Source organism: Streptomyces sp. NPDC004031, assembly GCF_053604375.1.
On sequence record NZ_JBSGHL010000099.1, the window covers coordinates 1 to 15,591 of the forward strand.

A 15,591-nucleotide genomic window follows, 5' to 3' on the forward strand; every position below is an offset into this window, starting at 1 on the left:
GCCCCACCAGTCCGCACCGGTCCAGTACAGCTCGTTGTGGCGGCACCGGGCCGCGTCCTCGGTCGCCCAGTTGGAGACCTCGTACCAGGAGTAGCACGCGAGGGGACCGGGCGGGGCTTGGGCACGTGCGGGGCCGGGCGAGTTCAGACGGGCGCGGTGCCCAGCTCGCGGGCGGCCTCGCGGAGGTCCTTGGCGGTGTCGATGGCCCGCCAGTAGGCGCCCTGCGGGATCGGGTAGCCGGCCAGCCGGCGTTCGCGGGCCAGCCGCGGGAAGGTCGTGCGCTCGTGGTCGCCGAGGTCGGGCAGCATCGCGGTGAAGGACGGTGCGAAGACGTACACGCCCGCGTTGATCAGGAAGGGCGAGGGCGGTGCCTCGATGAAGTCCAGCACCTGCCCGAACTCGTTGGTCTCCACCGCGCCCCACGGGATGCGCGGCCGGGCCAGCGCGAGGGTCGCCACCGCGTCCCGCTCCTCGTGGAAGGCGGCCATGCCGCGCAGCGAGAAGCGGGTCCAGATGTCGCCGTTGGTGGCGTACCACGGCTCGTCGGCGCGCGGCAGCGACCGGGCGGCGTACTTCAGCCCGCCGCCGCGGCCCAGCGGTTCGCCCTCGACGACGGTCGTCACCTTCAGCGGCAGCGGCGCGCTCTCCAGCCACTCCTGGAGCACCTCCGCGAGGTGCCCGCACGACACGACGACGTCCGTGACCCCTTCCGCGGCCAGCCAGGCGAGCTGGTGGCCGATGATCGGCGTGCCCGTGCCGGGGATCTCGACCATGGGCTTGGGCCGGTCGTCGGTGTAGGGCCGCAGCCGTGAGCCCTGGCCGCCGGCCAGGATGACGGCCTGGGTGACCGGGACGGTCGTCTCGTGCGCAGTGGTGTCGTGCGTCATGCAGCGCACCCTATGCGAACGGCCACGAGCGCGTACGCCCGGCAACCCCCGCGTGCTGCGGGGCTGTCGGCCGTACGCGCTCGTGCCGGGCGCCCGGACCGCCGGTCCGGCCGGGGTCAGCCCATGGCGGCGACGCCGGTCGCGAAGGCGGTGTCGCACACCGGCCGCGACCACGCCTGCGCGCGCCGCACCGAGCCGTCGTACTTCGCGACGGCGGCGCGGCCCAGCGAACGGGCGATGGAGACGCAGTACCGGGCGAGGGACGGCTGTTGCGCCATGGCGACCTGGAGGTCGGTCAGGGCGGCCCCCGGGTCCTTCTGCTGGAGTTCGTCCAGCAGCCGGGCGCGCAGCGCCTCCTGCGGCGCCGTGGCCGCCGCCTGGTCCCGTGTGGTGGAGGAGGCGGTCAGCACCTGGGCGTCGGAGGCGCCGGCCCACGAGACGCGGGTGACGGCGAGTGTTCCCGACAGCACGAGGACCACCGGGAGGACGAGCGCGAATGTCTTGCCGAGACGGCGAGCTACCTGGTTCACGGTTCGGATCGTAGCGACTGGTGATGATTCGGCGACATCGAGTCACCCTTGCGGGGGAGTGAAATCGCCGGGCGGTGCGTTCGAGCGGTGCCGAACGGACCCGAACTGCCGCTTGTGCGGCTGTATATCCGGGCCCGCGCGGACCGGGAACGCGAACGGCCGGGCGGTGCGTACGGATACGCACCGCCCGGCCGTCACAGGCGCGGAACTCCCCCCGGGAGGGGGTGCCGTGTGATCAGTCGCTCAGGCGCTCGCCGGAGGAGGTCGCGAAGACGTGGGTCTCGCCACCGCGCGGCACGACGTGCAGCACGGAGCCCTTCTCCGGGATCTCGCGGCCGCCGACGCGGATGACGACGTCCTTGTCCTCGTCGCCGACCTTCGCCGAGCCGTAGACGTAGCCGTCGGCGCCGAGCTCCTCGACGACGTTGACGGTCACGGCCAGGCCCGCCGGGGCGTCCTTGGACAGCGACTTGGCCTCGCTGTCGCCGCTGACGATGTCGAAGTGCTCGGGACGGACACCGACGGTGACCGTGCGGTCACCCTTGTCCGCCGCCGCCTGCACCGCGTCGCGCTCGACGTTGACCAGCGCGTTGCCGAAGCGCACGCCGCCGTCGACGATCGGGACCTCGATGAGGTTCATCGCCGGGGAGCCGATGAAGCCCGCGACGAAGAGGTTGGCCGGCTTGTCGTACATGTGGCGCGGGGTGTCGACCTGCTGCAGCAGACCGTCCTTGAGGACCGCGACGCGGTCGCCCATCGTCATGGCCTCGGTCTGGTCGTGGGTGACGTAGACCGTGGTGACGCCCAGGCGGCGCTGCAGGCTGGCGATCTGGGTACGGGTCTGGACACGGAGCTTGGCGTCGAGGTTCGACAGCGGCTCGTCCATGAGGAAGACCTGCGGCTCACGCACGATGGCGCGGCCCATCGCGACACGCTGGCGCTGACCGCCGGAGAGCGCCTTCGGCTTGCGCGCCAGGTAGTCGGTGAGGTCCAGGATCTTGGCGGCTTCCTCGACCCGCTTGCGGATCTCGGCCTTGTTGACGCCGGCGATCTTGAGCGCGAAGCCCATGTTGTCGGCGACGGTCATGTGCGGGTACAGCGCGTAGTTCTGGAACACCATCGCGATGTCGCGGTCCTTGGGCGGCAGGTGGGTGACATCCCGCTCGCCGATCCGGATCGCGCCGGCGTTCACGTCCTCCAGCCCCGCGAGCATGCGGAGCGAGGTCGACTTGCCGCAGCCGGACGGACCGACGAGAACCAGGAACTCGCCGTCCCCGACCTCGATGTCCAGACCGTCGACGGCGGGCTTGTCGCCACCCGGGTAGATCCGGGTCGCCTTGTCGAACGTCACAGTAGCCATGGTGGTTCGCAATCCCTTCACCGGCAGGAACGTGCCGGACGATCCGAGTAAAGGAAGCAGGTCTTTCGGTGCCGCTTCAGTGGTCGAGCCCGTGGATACGCGGACTCCCCGGTGACGCTACCTGCACGTTCCACCTTTTGTCACCAGGCCCCGGGCGCCTTTTTCGTCACCCCGGACAAGCAGAAGGAGGCCCCGCCCGGACGGGCGGAACCTCCAGCACGAGCCCCCGGTCGGATTCGAACCGACGACCCCCTGTTTACAAGACAGGTGCTCTGGCCGACTGAGCTACAAGGGCGGGCGGGCCTGACGGCGCACACCCGTACTCTAGCGCCTCGGCACCGGGGCGGCCCGGGGATTCCGGCCCGGCGCCCGTGCGGTCAGGCGTGGCGGTCCGCGCACAGGGCCGTCTCGACGGCGGCGCGCATGTCGTCGTCCTGCGCGTCCGTGCCGCCGGGGTCGACGTTCACCATGACGGTGGCCTGCCGGCCGTCGGCGGTGGCGCCGCCCAGGGTCTCGTAGCCGAAGATGTCGCCGCCGTGGCCCCAGTACGTGCCGCCGCAGGGCAGCGTCCGGCGCTCCAGGCCGAGGCCGTACTCCCGGCCGGTGTCCCCGGTGGCGCGCACCGCCGTCATCTCCGCGAGCTGCGCCGGGCGCAGCAGGCGGCCGCCCAGCAGCGCGGCGAGGAAGCGGTCGAGGTCGTCCGCGCTGGAGATCATCGCGCCGGACGCGCCCGCGACCGACGGGTTGAGCGCGGTGGCGTCCAGCAGCGGCGCGTCCGGGCCGGGCCGGACGTAGCCGCGCGGGTGCGGGCCGGGGATCGCCGGGTCGTCGTCCGGGACGGAGGTCGCGGTCAGGCCGAGCGGGGTGATGACGCGGCGGCGGATCTCCTCGCCGTAGGAGTGGCCGGTCACCTTCTCGACGATCATCCCGGCCAGCAGGTAGTTGGTGTTGGAGTAGTCCCAGCCGTCGCCGGGGACCGGGAAGACCGGCGGGTGGGCGAGGGCGAGGTCCACCAGGTCGCGGGTGTCGTGGTGGGCGAGCGGGTCGCGCAGGACGGCCCGAGGATCGAGGAAGTCGAGGTAGTCGGGCAGCCCGCTGGTGTGCTGGAGCAGCTGCCGTACGGTGATCGTCCGGCCGTCGCCCGCCGGGCCGCGGACGACGCCGGGCAGGTAGCGCTCGACCGGGGCGTCCAGCACCACGCGGTGCTCGCCCACGAGCTGCAGCACGACCGTCGCCACGAACGGCTTGGTCATGCTGCCGATCCGGAAGCTGCTGTCGCCGCGCATCGGCGCCCGGGTCAGCACGTCCGCGACCCCGCTGGTGAGCACCGAGCGGCCGCGCCGGTCCCGCACCTCGACGAGGGCGCCGGGGCCGCCGTCGGCGGTGGTCAGCCGGTCGAGGATCGTCCGCAGCCCGGCGTTCCCGGTGTGCGTGGTGTGCGTGGCGGGCCTGTGCGGTGCGGCGGTGGCGGCGCCCGCGGGGAGCGTGCCCGCCGCGATGCCCGCCGCCACCGCCAGCGTGACGACCCCGGCCCGTACGCGCTTGTGCCTGTTCACGTTCTCTCCCCGTGTCCGTGTCCGTCCTGGGCCCGGTCGCCGCGGTGTGCGGCCACCGGTCGCGGCGGGCCCGGACGCGCTCCCGCCGCGCAGCTCACGATGCCCGGCCGGGGCGGGTCGGGGCGCTGGGGCGGCCAACCGGAAAAAGGGTGGGGGCAGCCCCTGCCGGGACGGGGGGCACGCGGGGGGCATGGTGACCCCAACTCCCTTTGTGGCATGAGCGGTTGTGGGGCATGGCACTGGTGCGTAAGCTGAGATGAATACGGCTCACCTTTTGTCATGTGCTGCCCTGATTGTCGTGTACTCCTCCTCGCAGGGCGGCGAGGTCACCGCCCGGCGCACGGTCGCGCCGGGCGGCCGGGCGGACGGGGCTTGTCTTGGCACGGGCAGTGGGCACGGACGGGCACGGGCACGAGGACGAGGGCGGTGCCTGGTGGGCGCGGGCCCTGTCGGTCGCGGAGCGGCCCCCGCTGCCGCGGGACGCGGGCGCGGCCGTCGACGAGGTCCGGCTCAAGGCGTGGCGGGACGCGTATCCCGGGCTGGTGGACGACACCCTGGCGCTGGCCGCCGAAGGCCTCGGCGTCAGCGCCGAGGACGTCGGGCGGCTGCTCGCGGAGGAGCCCGAGGCGCTCGCCCGGCGGGTGCGCAAGCCCGGGTGGGCGCACACCGCGGAGGCCGTCGTGGCGGGGCTGCCCGAGGTGTGGCCGGTGGCCGGGCCCGCCGCCGAGGGGGCGCAGGCGCGGTGGCAGGACGAACTCGCCGCCGTCGTAAGGCCGTTCGCGGACCACGCGGTCGCCGGGGCCGAGCGGTCCTTACGGGAAGGCGTCCTCCGGGAAGCGGCCCTGTCGGAGTCGGACGCCGGGTCCGCGGCCCCGTCCGGCGGCAGGCGGGCGCGCCCCGCGGCGGGGGCCCTGCTCGACCCCGGGCCGGTGCTGGGCGCCCTGCGCGCGCACGTCACCTCGCACCTCGTCACCGTGGCCGTCCGCGCCCTGGTCCTCGAACTGCACCGGATGCGCGCGGCCGGGCGCCTCGCCGGGGACGATCCGCGCGGCCGCTTCCGGTCCTTCGCCGAGCAGATGTGCACCCGCCCCGCCCTGACCCGCTTCCTGGCCGAGTACCCCGTCCTCACCCGCATCCTGGCCACCGTGAGCGGGCAGGCCGCCGACGCCTTCGGGGAGTTCGTACGACGGCTGGCCGCGGACCGCGACCTGCTGGTGTGCGGGCTGTTCGGCGGCGAGGACCAAGGGCCGCTGACCGAGGTGGAGTTCGCCGCGGGTGACCTGCACGACGGGGGTCGGGGCGTCCTGCTGCTGCGGTTCGCCTCCGGCCGCCGGCTGGTCTACAAGCCGCGGCCGATGGCCGTGCACGCGCACGTCAACGACGTCCTGGCGTGGTTCGGGGAGCGGCTGCCGACGGCGGCCCCGCGGCTGCTCGGGGTGCTCGACCGCGGGGAGTACGGCTGGGTGGAGCACGTCGCGCCCGCGCCCTGCGCCGACGAGGCGGGCGCGCGGCGCTTCTTCTTCCGGCTGGGCGCCCAACTCGCCGTGCTCTACGCCCTGTCGGGTGCCGACTTCCACTACGAGAACGTGATCGCCGCCGGCGACCAGCCCGTCCTGCTCGACATGGAGTCCGTGCTGCACGTCGGCCTGCCGATGCTGACCGGCAGCCCGTTCGCGGACGAGGACCCGGCCGCCGTGCTGCTCCAGCACTCCGTCGGCCGTGTCGGACTGCTCCCCGCGGTGCTCTCCGGCCGCGGGCCCGGCGCGGTCGACGTCGGCGGGCTCGGCGGTGACGCGGGCGTGCTGCTGCCCTTCCCCGCCGTCGACTGGGCCGACCCCGGCACCGACCGGATGCGCCTGGTCAGGGTGCGGCGCACCGCGCAGGGCAGCCGGAACAAGGTCGTCCTGCACGGCCGCCCCGCGGAGCCGGAGCGCTACACCGACCGGATACGGGACGGATTCCGCGCCGGCTACCGCGCCCTGCTGCGGCACCGCGCCGAACTCACCGCCCCGGACGGCCCGCTGGTCCGCTTCAGCGGCGACGGCCTGCGGGTCATCACCCGCGCCACCCGGATCTACGGCCGCCTGCTCGACGAGACCACCCACCCCGACGTGCTGCGGGACGCCGCCGAGCGGGACCGCGTGCTCAGCCTGCTGTGGGCGCTCGCCGCCGGGGACGCGCCCCGACTGGCCCTGGCCGCCCACGAGCTGCGCGACATCTGGGCCGCGAACGTCCCCCTCTTCCGGACCCGCGCCGCCTCCCGGGACGTCACCGCGGCGGGCGGCGCGGTGCTCCCCGGGCTGCTCGCCGCCTCCGGCCTGGAACGGGCGCGGGCGATCGTCGCCGGGATGGACGGGGAGGACCTCGCCCGGCAGGACTGGATCATCCGCGCCTCGATGGCCACCCGCGCCGGGACCCACACCGCCGTGCGGCCGCTGGACACGGGGCCGGGCCGCCCGGCCGGACCCGGCGCCACGCCCGCCGACCTCGCCCTGGACCGGGCGTGCGCGGTGGCGGCCGCGCTGGAGCGGTCGGCGGTCCACGCGGACGGCCGTATCGGCTGGTTCGGGCTCGACCTGGTGGCGGGCGACCAGTGGCAGGTGGCCCCGCTCGGCGGCGACCTCTTCAACGGCTACGCGGGCGTCGGCCTGTTCTTCGCCCAGCTCGCCCGCGTCCTCGGCAACGGGCACGACGCCGAACTCGCCACCCGCGTCCTCGCCCCGCTCGCCGCCCACGTGCAGACGGTGCTCGACCGGGGCGGGCAGCGGGTCCGGCTCGGCGCGTTCGGCGGCGAGTGCGGTCTGGCGTACGCGCTCGCCTCCGCGTCCGGGCTGCTCGCCGAACCCGGCCTCGCGGCGCCCGTGCCCGGACTGCTCCGGCTCGCCGCCGACGCCGTCGGCACCGACACCGCGTACGACGTGATGAACGGCGCGGCAGGCTGCCTCGCCGTCGCCGAGGCGCTGGTGCCGCGCTTCGGGGCACCCGCCGCCGAACTCGCCGACCGCAGCGCCGCGTTCCTGGTCCGCACGGCGCTCCCGGCGGGCGAGGGCGTCGCCTGGGGCTCCGACTTCGCCTGCTCGCAGCCCATGCTCGGCTTCTCCCACGGCGCCGCCGGAATCGCCTGGGCCCTGCTCCGGCACGCCCACCGCACCGGCGACGGCGCCGCGCGCGCCACCGCGTACGCCGCCTTCGCGTACGAACGCGGCGCGTACCGCCCCGACCTGGGCAACTGGCCCGACTTCCGCAGCGGCGACAGCCGCCCCTGGGGCCTGCGGCCCGGCCCCGACGGGGTGAGCCACATGCACGCCTGGTGCCACGGCGCCCCCGGCATCGGCCTGGCCCGCGCGGCGCTCCCGGCCGCCGCTCGCACCCCCGAGACCGACGCCGACCTGCGGCTGGCCGTCGCCTCCACCACCCGGTTCGGCCTCTACGGCAACCACAGCCTGTGCCACGGCGACCTGGGCAACCTCGAACTCCTCAGCGCCGCGGCGCGGCTGGCCGTCCCCGGCGCCGCCGCCGAGCGCGAGCGGCGCGTGCACGCCCTGCTGGACCAGCTCGACCGCCACGGCCCGCTCTGCGGCACCCCCGGGGCCCTCGCCTCCCCGGGCCTCATGACCGGGCTCGCCGGCATCGGCCACGGCCTGCTGCGCCTGGCCCGCCCGGAAGACGTCGCACCCGTCCTGCTCCTCGAAGCGTTCGACGCCGTCGAGACCATCGAAGCCGTCGACGCCTGAGGGGGCGGGCCCGGTGCGGCCCGCACAGCTGCAACCGACCACCCACCCCGGAAAGGGATCCCGCCATGACGACCGCGACCCTCGAACTCGCCCCCGCCCCGCTCGCCCTCCCGGCCGACGCCGACAACCCCCTCGGCACCCTCGACCTCGCCGACGTGATCGAGACCGCCGAGCTGCCCCCGGCCTCCGCGTTCGGCAGCCCCATCTCCTGTGCGACCTGCACCTTCTCCGTCACCATCTGCTGCTGACCACTCCCACCCCGGGTGCCCGCGCCCACCCGCGCGGGCACCCGCGTCCGCTGCCTGGCCGACCCGGGCGGGCAGGATGGGGGCACACGGGACGGAGGGGGCGGCATGGGTGAGGTCGAGGTGCGGGGGGCTCGGGCGTGGGCGGGGGTCCTGCGGGACGTGCTGGGCGGATACCTGCGGCGGCCGCTGCCCGGTGAGGCGGGGACCGCGCTGGGGCATTCGGGCGAGCCGCGTGCCGTCGTCTACCTGATGGCGGGGGCGGAGGTGCTCGTCGAGGGGCTCATGGACGTCTCGCTGGTGCCGCCTGCGTGGCGGCTGGTGCATCTGGTGTGGCTCGCCCTGCTGGTGGACGCGGCCTTCGCCTTCGGCGCGGTGACCCGCCGCCATCCCCATCTCGTGGGGCCGACCACCCTGCGGGTCCGTGCGGGCCTGCTCGACGAGTTCGCCGTGCCCCTGGCGCTCGTGCGGGGCGTCCGCCGCGAGCGCCTGTCCGTGAAGGGGCGCGGGGTGCGGGCCGTCCCCGGCCGTGCGGGCGCGGTGGCGTGCAACGTGAGCGGCACGACGGAGATCGTCCTGGACCTCCACGAGCCCCTGGCCCTGCGCCTCGCCGACGGCGGGACCCTCGTCGCCCGCCGTCTCCACCTCGCCGCCGACGACCCCTCCGCGGCCCACCGCACCCTGCGCGCGGCGCTGCCCACCGGCTGACCGGACGCGCGGGGGCGCCCGCACCCCCGGGTGGGGTGCGGGCGCCCGCGGTGAGCGGGGTGGATCAGAAGAGCTTCTTGTACGTGTTCCAGCCGGGGCCGACCGTCACGCGGGCCGTGAAGCCGCCCTTGCCGTCGGCGCTGTAGCGGTAGGCGTAGCCCGCTCCGTCGACCGCGAGGAGGTCGGCGCGGCCGTCGCCGTCCATGTCGCCGGGGGAGGCGAGCTGCTTGAAGCCGCCCCAGCCGGTGCTGACCTTGACGCGGGCGGCGAAGGGGGCGGTCGCGTTGCCGGTGCCCCTGTAGAGCCACAGCGTGCCGTCCGCGGTGCGGCCGACGATGTCCGCGCGGCCGTCGCCGGTGAAGTCGCCCGCGCCGACGAGGGTGTTGTACGTGCCCCAGCCGCTGCCGACCAGGACGCGGGCGCCCAGGTGGGTGTTGCTGCCGTTGCCGCGGAAGAGGTAGAGCTTGCCGTCCGACGCGCGGGCGAGGATGTCGCTGTTGCCGTCGCCGCTCAGGTCGCCGGGGCCGATGATCAGGTTGTAGCCGCTCCAGCCGGTGGAGATCGGCCCGCCGTCGACCATGTTGTTGTAGAGCGTGTTGCCGTAGCGCTCCAGCAGGTCCGGAGCGCCGTCCCGGTTCAGCGCGTTGGAGAGCGTCAGGTCGAACTGCCCGGCATAGCTGCCGGGGTCGACGGGCCGGACGCGCGGTGCGAAGACGCCGGTGTTGGTCACGCCGTACACGAAGATCGTGCCGTCCGGGGTCTCGCCGACCAGTTGCTTCTTGCCCCAGTAGGGGACGCTGCCGGTGCCGGCGAACTCGTCCACCGTCCAGCCGGTGCCGTACTGCTCGCGCTGCGCGAAGGCGCCCTGGCCGTCCGGGTAGTACGCCCACAGGGTGCCGCTGAGGTCGCGGCCGAGCAGCAGCGCCTGGCCGGTCTCGTCGGTGCCGACACCGATGAGCTGGTTGTAGGTGTTCCAGCCCTTGCCGACGAGCGTGCGCCCGGCGTAGGGCGCCGAGGAGACGCCGGTGCCCTTGTAGAGGAAGAGCGACCCGTCGGTCGTGCGCCCGACGAGGTCGCTGACGCCGTCGCCGTCCACGTCGCCGGGGCTGGTGAGCTGGTCGTAGATGCCCCAGCCGGAGCCGATGAGGATGCGGGCCGCGAACGGCTCGCCGCTCGCCCGGCCGGTGCCCGGGTAGAGCCAGAGCTTGCCGTCGTGGTCGCGGGCGACGATGTCGGCCTTGCCGTCGCCGGTGATGTCGTCGGTCGTGACGACCTTGTTGTACGTCCCCCAGCCGTTGCCGGACCAGGACGGGCTGGTCGGGAAGTTCCCCGGCGTGAACAGCTCCAGCTGCCCGGTGACCGTCGTCGCGAGGACGTCCGGCCCGCCCGAGCCCGTCAGGTCGCCCGGCGTGAGCAGGTCGAGGAACATCTCGGGCGCGGGGCTCAGCTCGGTGAAGTCCGTCTGGACGTCGTAGAGATCGCCCGCTCCGTTGCGGAAGAGCAGGCCGGAGATCCCGGAGCCGTCCACGTCGTACCGCATCGGCGGCGCGGTCACGCCCGGGTCGGGCGCCGTCTCGGTCGGCGTCGGCGTCGGGGTCGCGGCGCGCGCGGACTTCCGGCCCGACGCGGGGGTGCCCGGCTGCGCCGGGTTGCGCAGGAGCTTCGGCTGCGGCTGCGCGGTGGTGGCCGGCAGGCTGAGCTGCTGTGCGCCCGGCGCGGCGGCCTGGGCGCTCGTCCCCAGCGCGAAAGCGCCGAGGGAAAGAAGACCGGCGGTGCACACCGCGACGAGGCGGCGGCGGCTTTTCAGCCGTGCCGATTGTGTTTCGGACACGAAGAAATCCCCCCTGGGATATCGAACGACGAATCCCCGAACCGGTACGGAATCGTCCACACGTCCGGTTCCGGTGAGCGGAGTGTATGCCGGGAGACGACCTCTGGCCTGCGCGTTTCCCTTCCCGGTACGGCGCCGAAAGCCATGACCTGCCCGAATTCCCCGCACCGTCCCGACTGTTCATCCGCCGTTCGCGCACCGGCCGCACGGAAGCTCGCCGTCCGCCGCCGGGAAAACCTGCCGGACGCGGGCGGCCTTCCCCGCGCACGGGATGTCCCGCGTAAGGGAATTCGCGGTTCCGCCCGCCGTCCCGGGCCGGGAACGGCCCGTACCGGAGCCGTGCCCCGCGTCCGGCGGTGCGGCTCGCACCCCGGGCGGCCGGTGGCGGTGTGCCTAGAATGTCCGCAGGTAAGGGGGCACGATGCCGACGTTCGGGCTGCTGGGGCCGCTGTTGGTGCACGACGGGACGCAGGAGCGGACGGTCGGCGGCCACAAGGTCCGGGTCCTGCTCGCCGCGCTGCTGCTGGCGGCCAACCGGACGGTGTCGAAGGACGCCCTCAAGGAGGCGCTGTGGGGCGCCCGCCCGCCGGCCACCGCCGACGCCTCCCTCTTCAACCATCTGACGCGGCTGCGGCGGCAGTTGGCCTTTCTCGGGGACGAGCCGCCGCGCATCACCGCGGTGCCGCACGGCTACCGGCTGCACGTCGCCGGGGACGAGTTCGACGTCGAGGTCTTCCAGCGGCACGCCGACGCCGCGCGCGCCGCGCACCTGCGGCAGGACTGGGCCGCGGCGGCCGGGAGCAGCGCGGCCGCGCTCGCCCTGTGGCGCGGCGCCCCGCTCGCCGACCTTCCCGAATTCGCCGACGCAGAACCGCAGTTGCCGGTCGTACGGCAACTGGCGGAGGCCCGGTTGCAGGCGCTGGAGTGGGGCTTCGACGCGGGGCTGGGGCTGGGCCGCCGCGCCGAACTGATCGGCCCGCTCACGGCACTTGCCGCCGAGCACCCGCTGCACGAGGCCTTCCACCGGCAGTTGATGCTCGCGCTGCACGGCGCGCACCGGCAGGCCGAGGCGCTGGAGGTGTACGCGCGGCTGCGGGCCACGCTCGCCGAGGAGCTGGGCGTCGACCCGTCGGCGGCGGTCCGGGCGGCCTACCAGGAGGTGCTGGCCGCGGACGCCCCCGCGGACGTCCCCGCGCCGGGGCCCGGGGCCGTACCCCTCGCCCGGCGGGAGGCCGCCGGGGCGACCGCGGAGCCGTCCGCCCCCGCCTTCCGGCCGCTGCACCAACTGCCCGCCGACGTAGGCCTGTTCACCGGGCGGGACGCCGAGGTCGCCCGCCTCACCGCGCTGCTGCGCCCTGGCGGCGGCGACGGCGGGGACGCGCCCGGCCGGGCACCGCGCCCGGTGGTCGTCTCCGGGATGGGCGGTGTCGGCAAGACCGCGCTCACCGTCCACGTCGCCCACCTGCTGCACGCCGACTACCCCGACGGGCAGCTCTACGCCGATCTGCGCGGCTTCGGCCCCGGCGGCCGGCGCAGCCCGCGCGACCTGCTCGTGCGCTTCCTGTCCGACCTGGGGGTGCGCGAGGAGTCGCTGCCCGGCGACATCGACGACTGCGCCGCGCTCTTCCGCACCGTCCTCGCCCACCGCCGGATGCTGCTGGTGCTGGACAACGCGCGGGACGCCGCGCAGGTCCTGCCGCTGCTGCCGGGCAGCGGCGGCTGCGCGGTCGTCGTCACCAGCCGGCACACCCTCACCGACCTGCCCGCCGCCGTGCTGCTGCCGCTCGCGCCGCTCACGTCCGCCGACCAGGAGGTGCTGCTGGCCGCGCTGTGCGGGACCGAGCGGGTCCTGGAGGACCCGCAGGCGGCCGCCGACATCCTGGCGATGTGCGGCGGGCTGCCGCTCGCGCTGAGCGTCGTCGGCGGGCGGCTCGCCTCCCGCCCCGGCTGGCCGCTGTCGCTGCTGGCCCGCCGGCTGTCGTCCGGCAGCGGCCGGCTGCCCGAACTGACCGTCGGCAGCCTGGACGTCGAGGCCACGATCGGCATGAGCTACGTCGCGATGCGCGACAGCGACCTGCCGCACGAGCGGTCCGTCGCCCGCGCCTTCCGCCTGCTGGGCGTCTGGCCCGAGTACGAGGTGACCCCGCACTCGGCCGCCGCCCTGTTCGCGCTGCCCGTCCGTGACACCGCCCGGCTGCTGGACCGGCTCACCGACGTCCACCTCGTGCAGAGCCCGGCGCCCGAGCGCTACGGCATGCACGACCTGCTCGGCGAGTACGCGGCCGAGCGGGTGCGCGCCGAGGAGCCCGCCGGGCCGCGCGAGCAGGCCGAACTGCGGCTGCTGGCCTGGTACGTGGCGGCCGTGGAGAGCGCCTCGGCCATCACCGTCGGCGAGACGCAGCCACCCCCGCCCCTCACCGCACCCGCGGCCGCACCCGCCCCGCCCTTCGCCGACGCGCACGAGGCACTCGCCTGGTACGTCCGTGAAATCCCCGCGATCCAGCACGCGATCACCCGGGCCGGCGCCCTCGGCCGCTCCGACATCGCCTGGCGGCTGGCGGTCGGCCTCTTCGGCTACGGCGACACCTACTGGTGGACGGGCATCTGGGACGCGGCGCTGCGCAGCGCGCTGGACATCGCCGACGCCCAGGACGACACCGTCGGCCAGGCCTGGCTCTACCGGCGGATCGCCGTCGCGCACGGCATGGCGTACCGCAACGACGAGTGCCTGGAGAACCTCGGCATCGCCCTGCTGCTCTTCGAGCAGGCGGGGGACATCACCGCGCAGGCGTCGATCCTCGGCAACATCTCCGCGCTGCACGTCCAGGCCGGACGGGCGGGCCCCGGGCTCGCGTACGCGCTGCGCTCCCAGGAGCTCTACCGCGAAGTGGACCTGCCGGGCAGCGAATCCCTCGTGCTGGGGCGGATCGCCGACGCCCTCATGCTCGGGGGCGACTACGCCGGGGCCGCCGAACAGCAGCGCCGGCGCCTGCCGTTGCTGCGCGAACTGGGCAGGCCGACCGCGCTCGCCACCTTGCTGACCAACTACGCCGCCGCGCTCCAGCACCTCGGCGAGCGGGCCGAGGCGTTCGCCGCGCTCGACGAAGCCCTCGCCATCCGGCGGCAGTTGAGCGACTACGGCGGCGAGGCGGACTGCCTGGCCGTGACCGCCCGCGCCCACCACCACTTCGGCGAGTACGAGGCGGCCCGCGAGTGCTGGCACGCCTGCCTCGACCTGGCCCGCTTCCACCTGCTGCCGCAGCGCGAGCAGGAGTGCGAGGAGGGCCTGGCCGCGCTGGCGGACGCCTGCGCGGCGGGCGACCTCGGGTGAAGGCCGCCCGCCGCACCTGCACACCACCCCGCGAGGCCCGTCTCGCGGGGGAGTGACCGCGGATCGGCCGATCCGCAGACCTGGGGCGGTCCGCCGGTGACGCCGTGGACGTCCCGGTGACCGGTACTTCCCGGACACGGACGGCCCCGGGCCTGCCCCGTGATCAGGCCCCGGTCCGTCCGCGTCCGCGGTGGGTGCGGCCGTCCGCCGGGCGCTTCCGCCTGCGCGGCTGCTCCCGGCGGGGACGGGCCCCCGAGCCCCGTCCGCCGCCGGAGACGACGCTACGGACCACGGGCAACAAACCACCAACGGTTCACCAACGGCCACCGCCGGAGGGACCTGGGCGCGACCGCTCCGAGCCCCGCGGGGTGCCGGTTCCCGGGCCGGTCAGGAGGCGGGCTGCCAGGCGAAGCCGTCCGGGTCGGTGAAGGCGTCGGTGCTGGAGGCGGCGATCGTGAGCCCGTGCGGCCCCTCGCCCTCCGGCGGCACCCCGGCGTCCTTCGCGAGCGCCCGGCGGCCGTACAGCGCGAGCTTGATCCCGCCGCCGGGCGTCGTGAACTCGACGTACCGGCGGCCGAAGCTCTTGCCGACCGCGAGGCCCTGCTCGGTGTAGAAGCGCTTGCTGGCCAGCACGTCCGAGGCGCCGAGCAGCAGCACCACGTCGTCGACCGTCCGGCTGTCGGGCGCGGTGTCCTTCTTCGCCGACGTCGCGACCTTCCACAGCGCCCCGTCGGGCGCCCGCACCACCCCGCCGTAGCCCCACAGCGACTTCGTCACGGGCTTGACCTCCGACGCCCCCGCCTCCACGGCCGCGCCGACCAGGCCCCGCACGATCGACGGCTGCGCCACCACGAGCGACAGCGTGTAGCCGCGAAAGCCGCTCCCCGCGGCCTGCCCGGCGGCCCGCACCCGCACCCGGTCCCCGAGCCCGAAGGCCCGCTCGTAGAACTGTTCGGCGGCCGCCGGGTCCGCGGTGTCGAGAACAACAGATTCGATGGAGTTCATGGTTCGACCGTAACCACGCTCCCACCTGCGCGCTTCTCGAAAGCTGACCGGTCGGGGCGCCCTGCGCCAGGTGCCGGGCATGTCACAGGAATGTCGTGATCACGCCCACCCGCGAACGCCCCGGGGCCCGGGTTACGTCCGTACGGGGGAGTGCCCGCCCGGGGTGGGCGGGACCGCCGATGTCACGGAGAAACCATGCGCAGCTGGAGAATGCCGGTCGTCGTCCTCGCCGCCGTGGTGGCCGGGGGGATGCTCGCCGGATGCCACACCAGTACCGGGCACAGCACGCACAGGTCGAAGAAGTCGCGCTCACGGTCGATGCCCTACCAGGACACCGTCGTGCCCGCCGCGTTGCGCGCCGCCCTCGCACTCGCCGCCACCACCGCGGGACTGCAGATCGCGGT

At 74.9% G+C, this 15,591-nt stretch carries 11 protein-coding genes and 1 tRNA gene; 5 read left to right on the forward strand and 7 right to left on the reverse strand.

The features are described 5' to 3' along the window. Positions 1 to 143: 143 nt before the first annotated feature. The 5 genes from ACWERV_RS35395 to ACWERV_RS35415 form a co-directional block, all read right to left on the reverse strand. Complete coding sequence (locus ACWERV_RS35395) at positions 144 to 887, reverse strand: nucleotidyltransferase family protein (protein WP_398192182.1); 744 nt, start codon at positions 885 to 887, stop codon at positions 144 to 146. Positions 888 to 1,003: 116 nt separating this feature from the next. After that, positions 1,004 to 1,417: a hypothetical protein gene (locus ACWERV_RS35400; protein ID WP_398192183.1), complete on the reverse strand. Its 414-nt coding sequence runs from the start codon at positions 1,415 to 1,417 to the stop codon at positions 1,004 to 1,006. 235 nt (positions 1,418 to 1,652) lie between these two features. Continuing rightward, a complete protein-coding gene (locus ACWERV_RS35405; RefSeq protein WP_398192185.1) occupies positions 1,653 to 2,777 on the reverse strand; it encodes an ABC transporter ATP-binding protein in 1,125 nt (374 codons plus the stop codon). A gap of 221 nt (positions 2,778 to 2,998) precedes the next feature. Next, positions 2,999 to 3,072, reverse strand: a tRNA-Thr gene (locus ACWERV_RS35410). Between the two features lie 82 nt (positions 3,073 to 3,154). Next, the gene (locus ACWERV_RS35415; protein WP_452940884.1) at positions 3,155 to 4,333 is read right to left on the reverse strand and encodes a serine hydrolase domain-containing protein; all 1,179 of its coding nucleotides are present in this window, start codon (positions 4,331 to 4,333) and stop codon (positions 3,155 to 3,157) included. A gap of 377 nt (positions 4,334 to 4,710) precedes the next feature. On the opposite strand from ACWERV_RS35415, the gene lanM reads away from it, so the two are divergent. The 3 genes from lanM to ACWERV_RS35430 all read left to right on the forward strand — a co-directional run bounded on the left by lanM (position 4,711) and on the right by ACWERV_RS35430 (position 9,020). Then, positions 4,711 to 8,067, forward strand: coding sequence for a type 2 lanthipeptide synthetase LanM (gene lanM / locus ACWERV_RS35420; RefSeq protein ID WP_452940886.1), 3,357 nt, complete (start codon positions 4,711 to 4,713; stop codon positions 8,065 to 8,067). 65 nt (positions 8,068 to 8,132) lie between these two features. Further along, positions 8,133 to 8,315 carry a hypothetical protein gene (locus ACWERV_RS35425; protein ID WP_398192191.1) on the forward strand — a complete coding sequence of 61 codons (183 nt, stop codon included), beginning with the start codon at positions 8,133 to 8,135 and terminating at the stop codon, positions 8,313 to 8,315. A gap of 105 nt (positions 8,316 to 8,420) precedes the next feature. Then, complete coding sequence (locus ACWERV_RS35430; protein WP_452940888.1) at positions 8,421 to 9,020, forward strand: hypothetical protein; 600 nt, start codon at positions 8,421 to 8,423, stop codon at positions 9,018 to 9,020. Between the two features lie 64 nt (positions 9,021 to 9,084). Here the strand turns inward: ACWERV_RS35430 and ACWERV_RS35435 are convergent, their stop codons facing one another. After that, positions 9,085 to 10,851, reverse strand: a complete 1,767-nt coding sequence (locus ACWERV_RS35435) for an FG-GAP repeat domain-containing protein (protein ID WP_452940890.1) — start codon at positions 10,849 to 10,851, stop codon at positions 9,085 to 9,087. Between the two features lie 421 nt (positions 10,852 to 11,272). Between ACWERV_RS35435 and ACWERV_RS35440 the strand changes: the two genes are divergently transcribed. Continuing rightward, positions 11,273 to 14,182, forward strand: coding sequence for an AfsR/SARP family transcriptional regulator (locus ACWERV_RS35440; protein WP_452940891.1), 2,910 nt, complete (start codon positions 11,273 to 11,275; stop codon positions 14,180 to 14,182). A 387-nt stretch (positions 14,183 to 14,569) separates the two neighbouring features. Here the strand turns inward: ACWERV_RS35440 and ACWERV_RS35445 are convergent, their stop codons facing one another. Then, the gene (locus ACWERV_RS35445) at positions 14,570 to 15,187 is read right to left on the reverse strand and encodes a glyoxalase (protein ID WP_452940893.1); all 618 of its coding nucleotides are present in this window, start codon (positions 15,185 to 15,187) and stop codon (positions 14,570 to 14,572) included. A gap of 195 nt (positions 15,188 to 15,382) precedes the next feature. On the opposite strand from ACWERV_RS35445, the gene ACWERV_RS35450 reads away from it, so the two are divergent. Next, positions 15,383 to 15,591: hypothetical protein (locus ACWERV_RS35450; protein ID WP_452940895.1), on the forward strand; the 209-nt coding region annotated here is incomplete at its 3' end.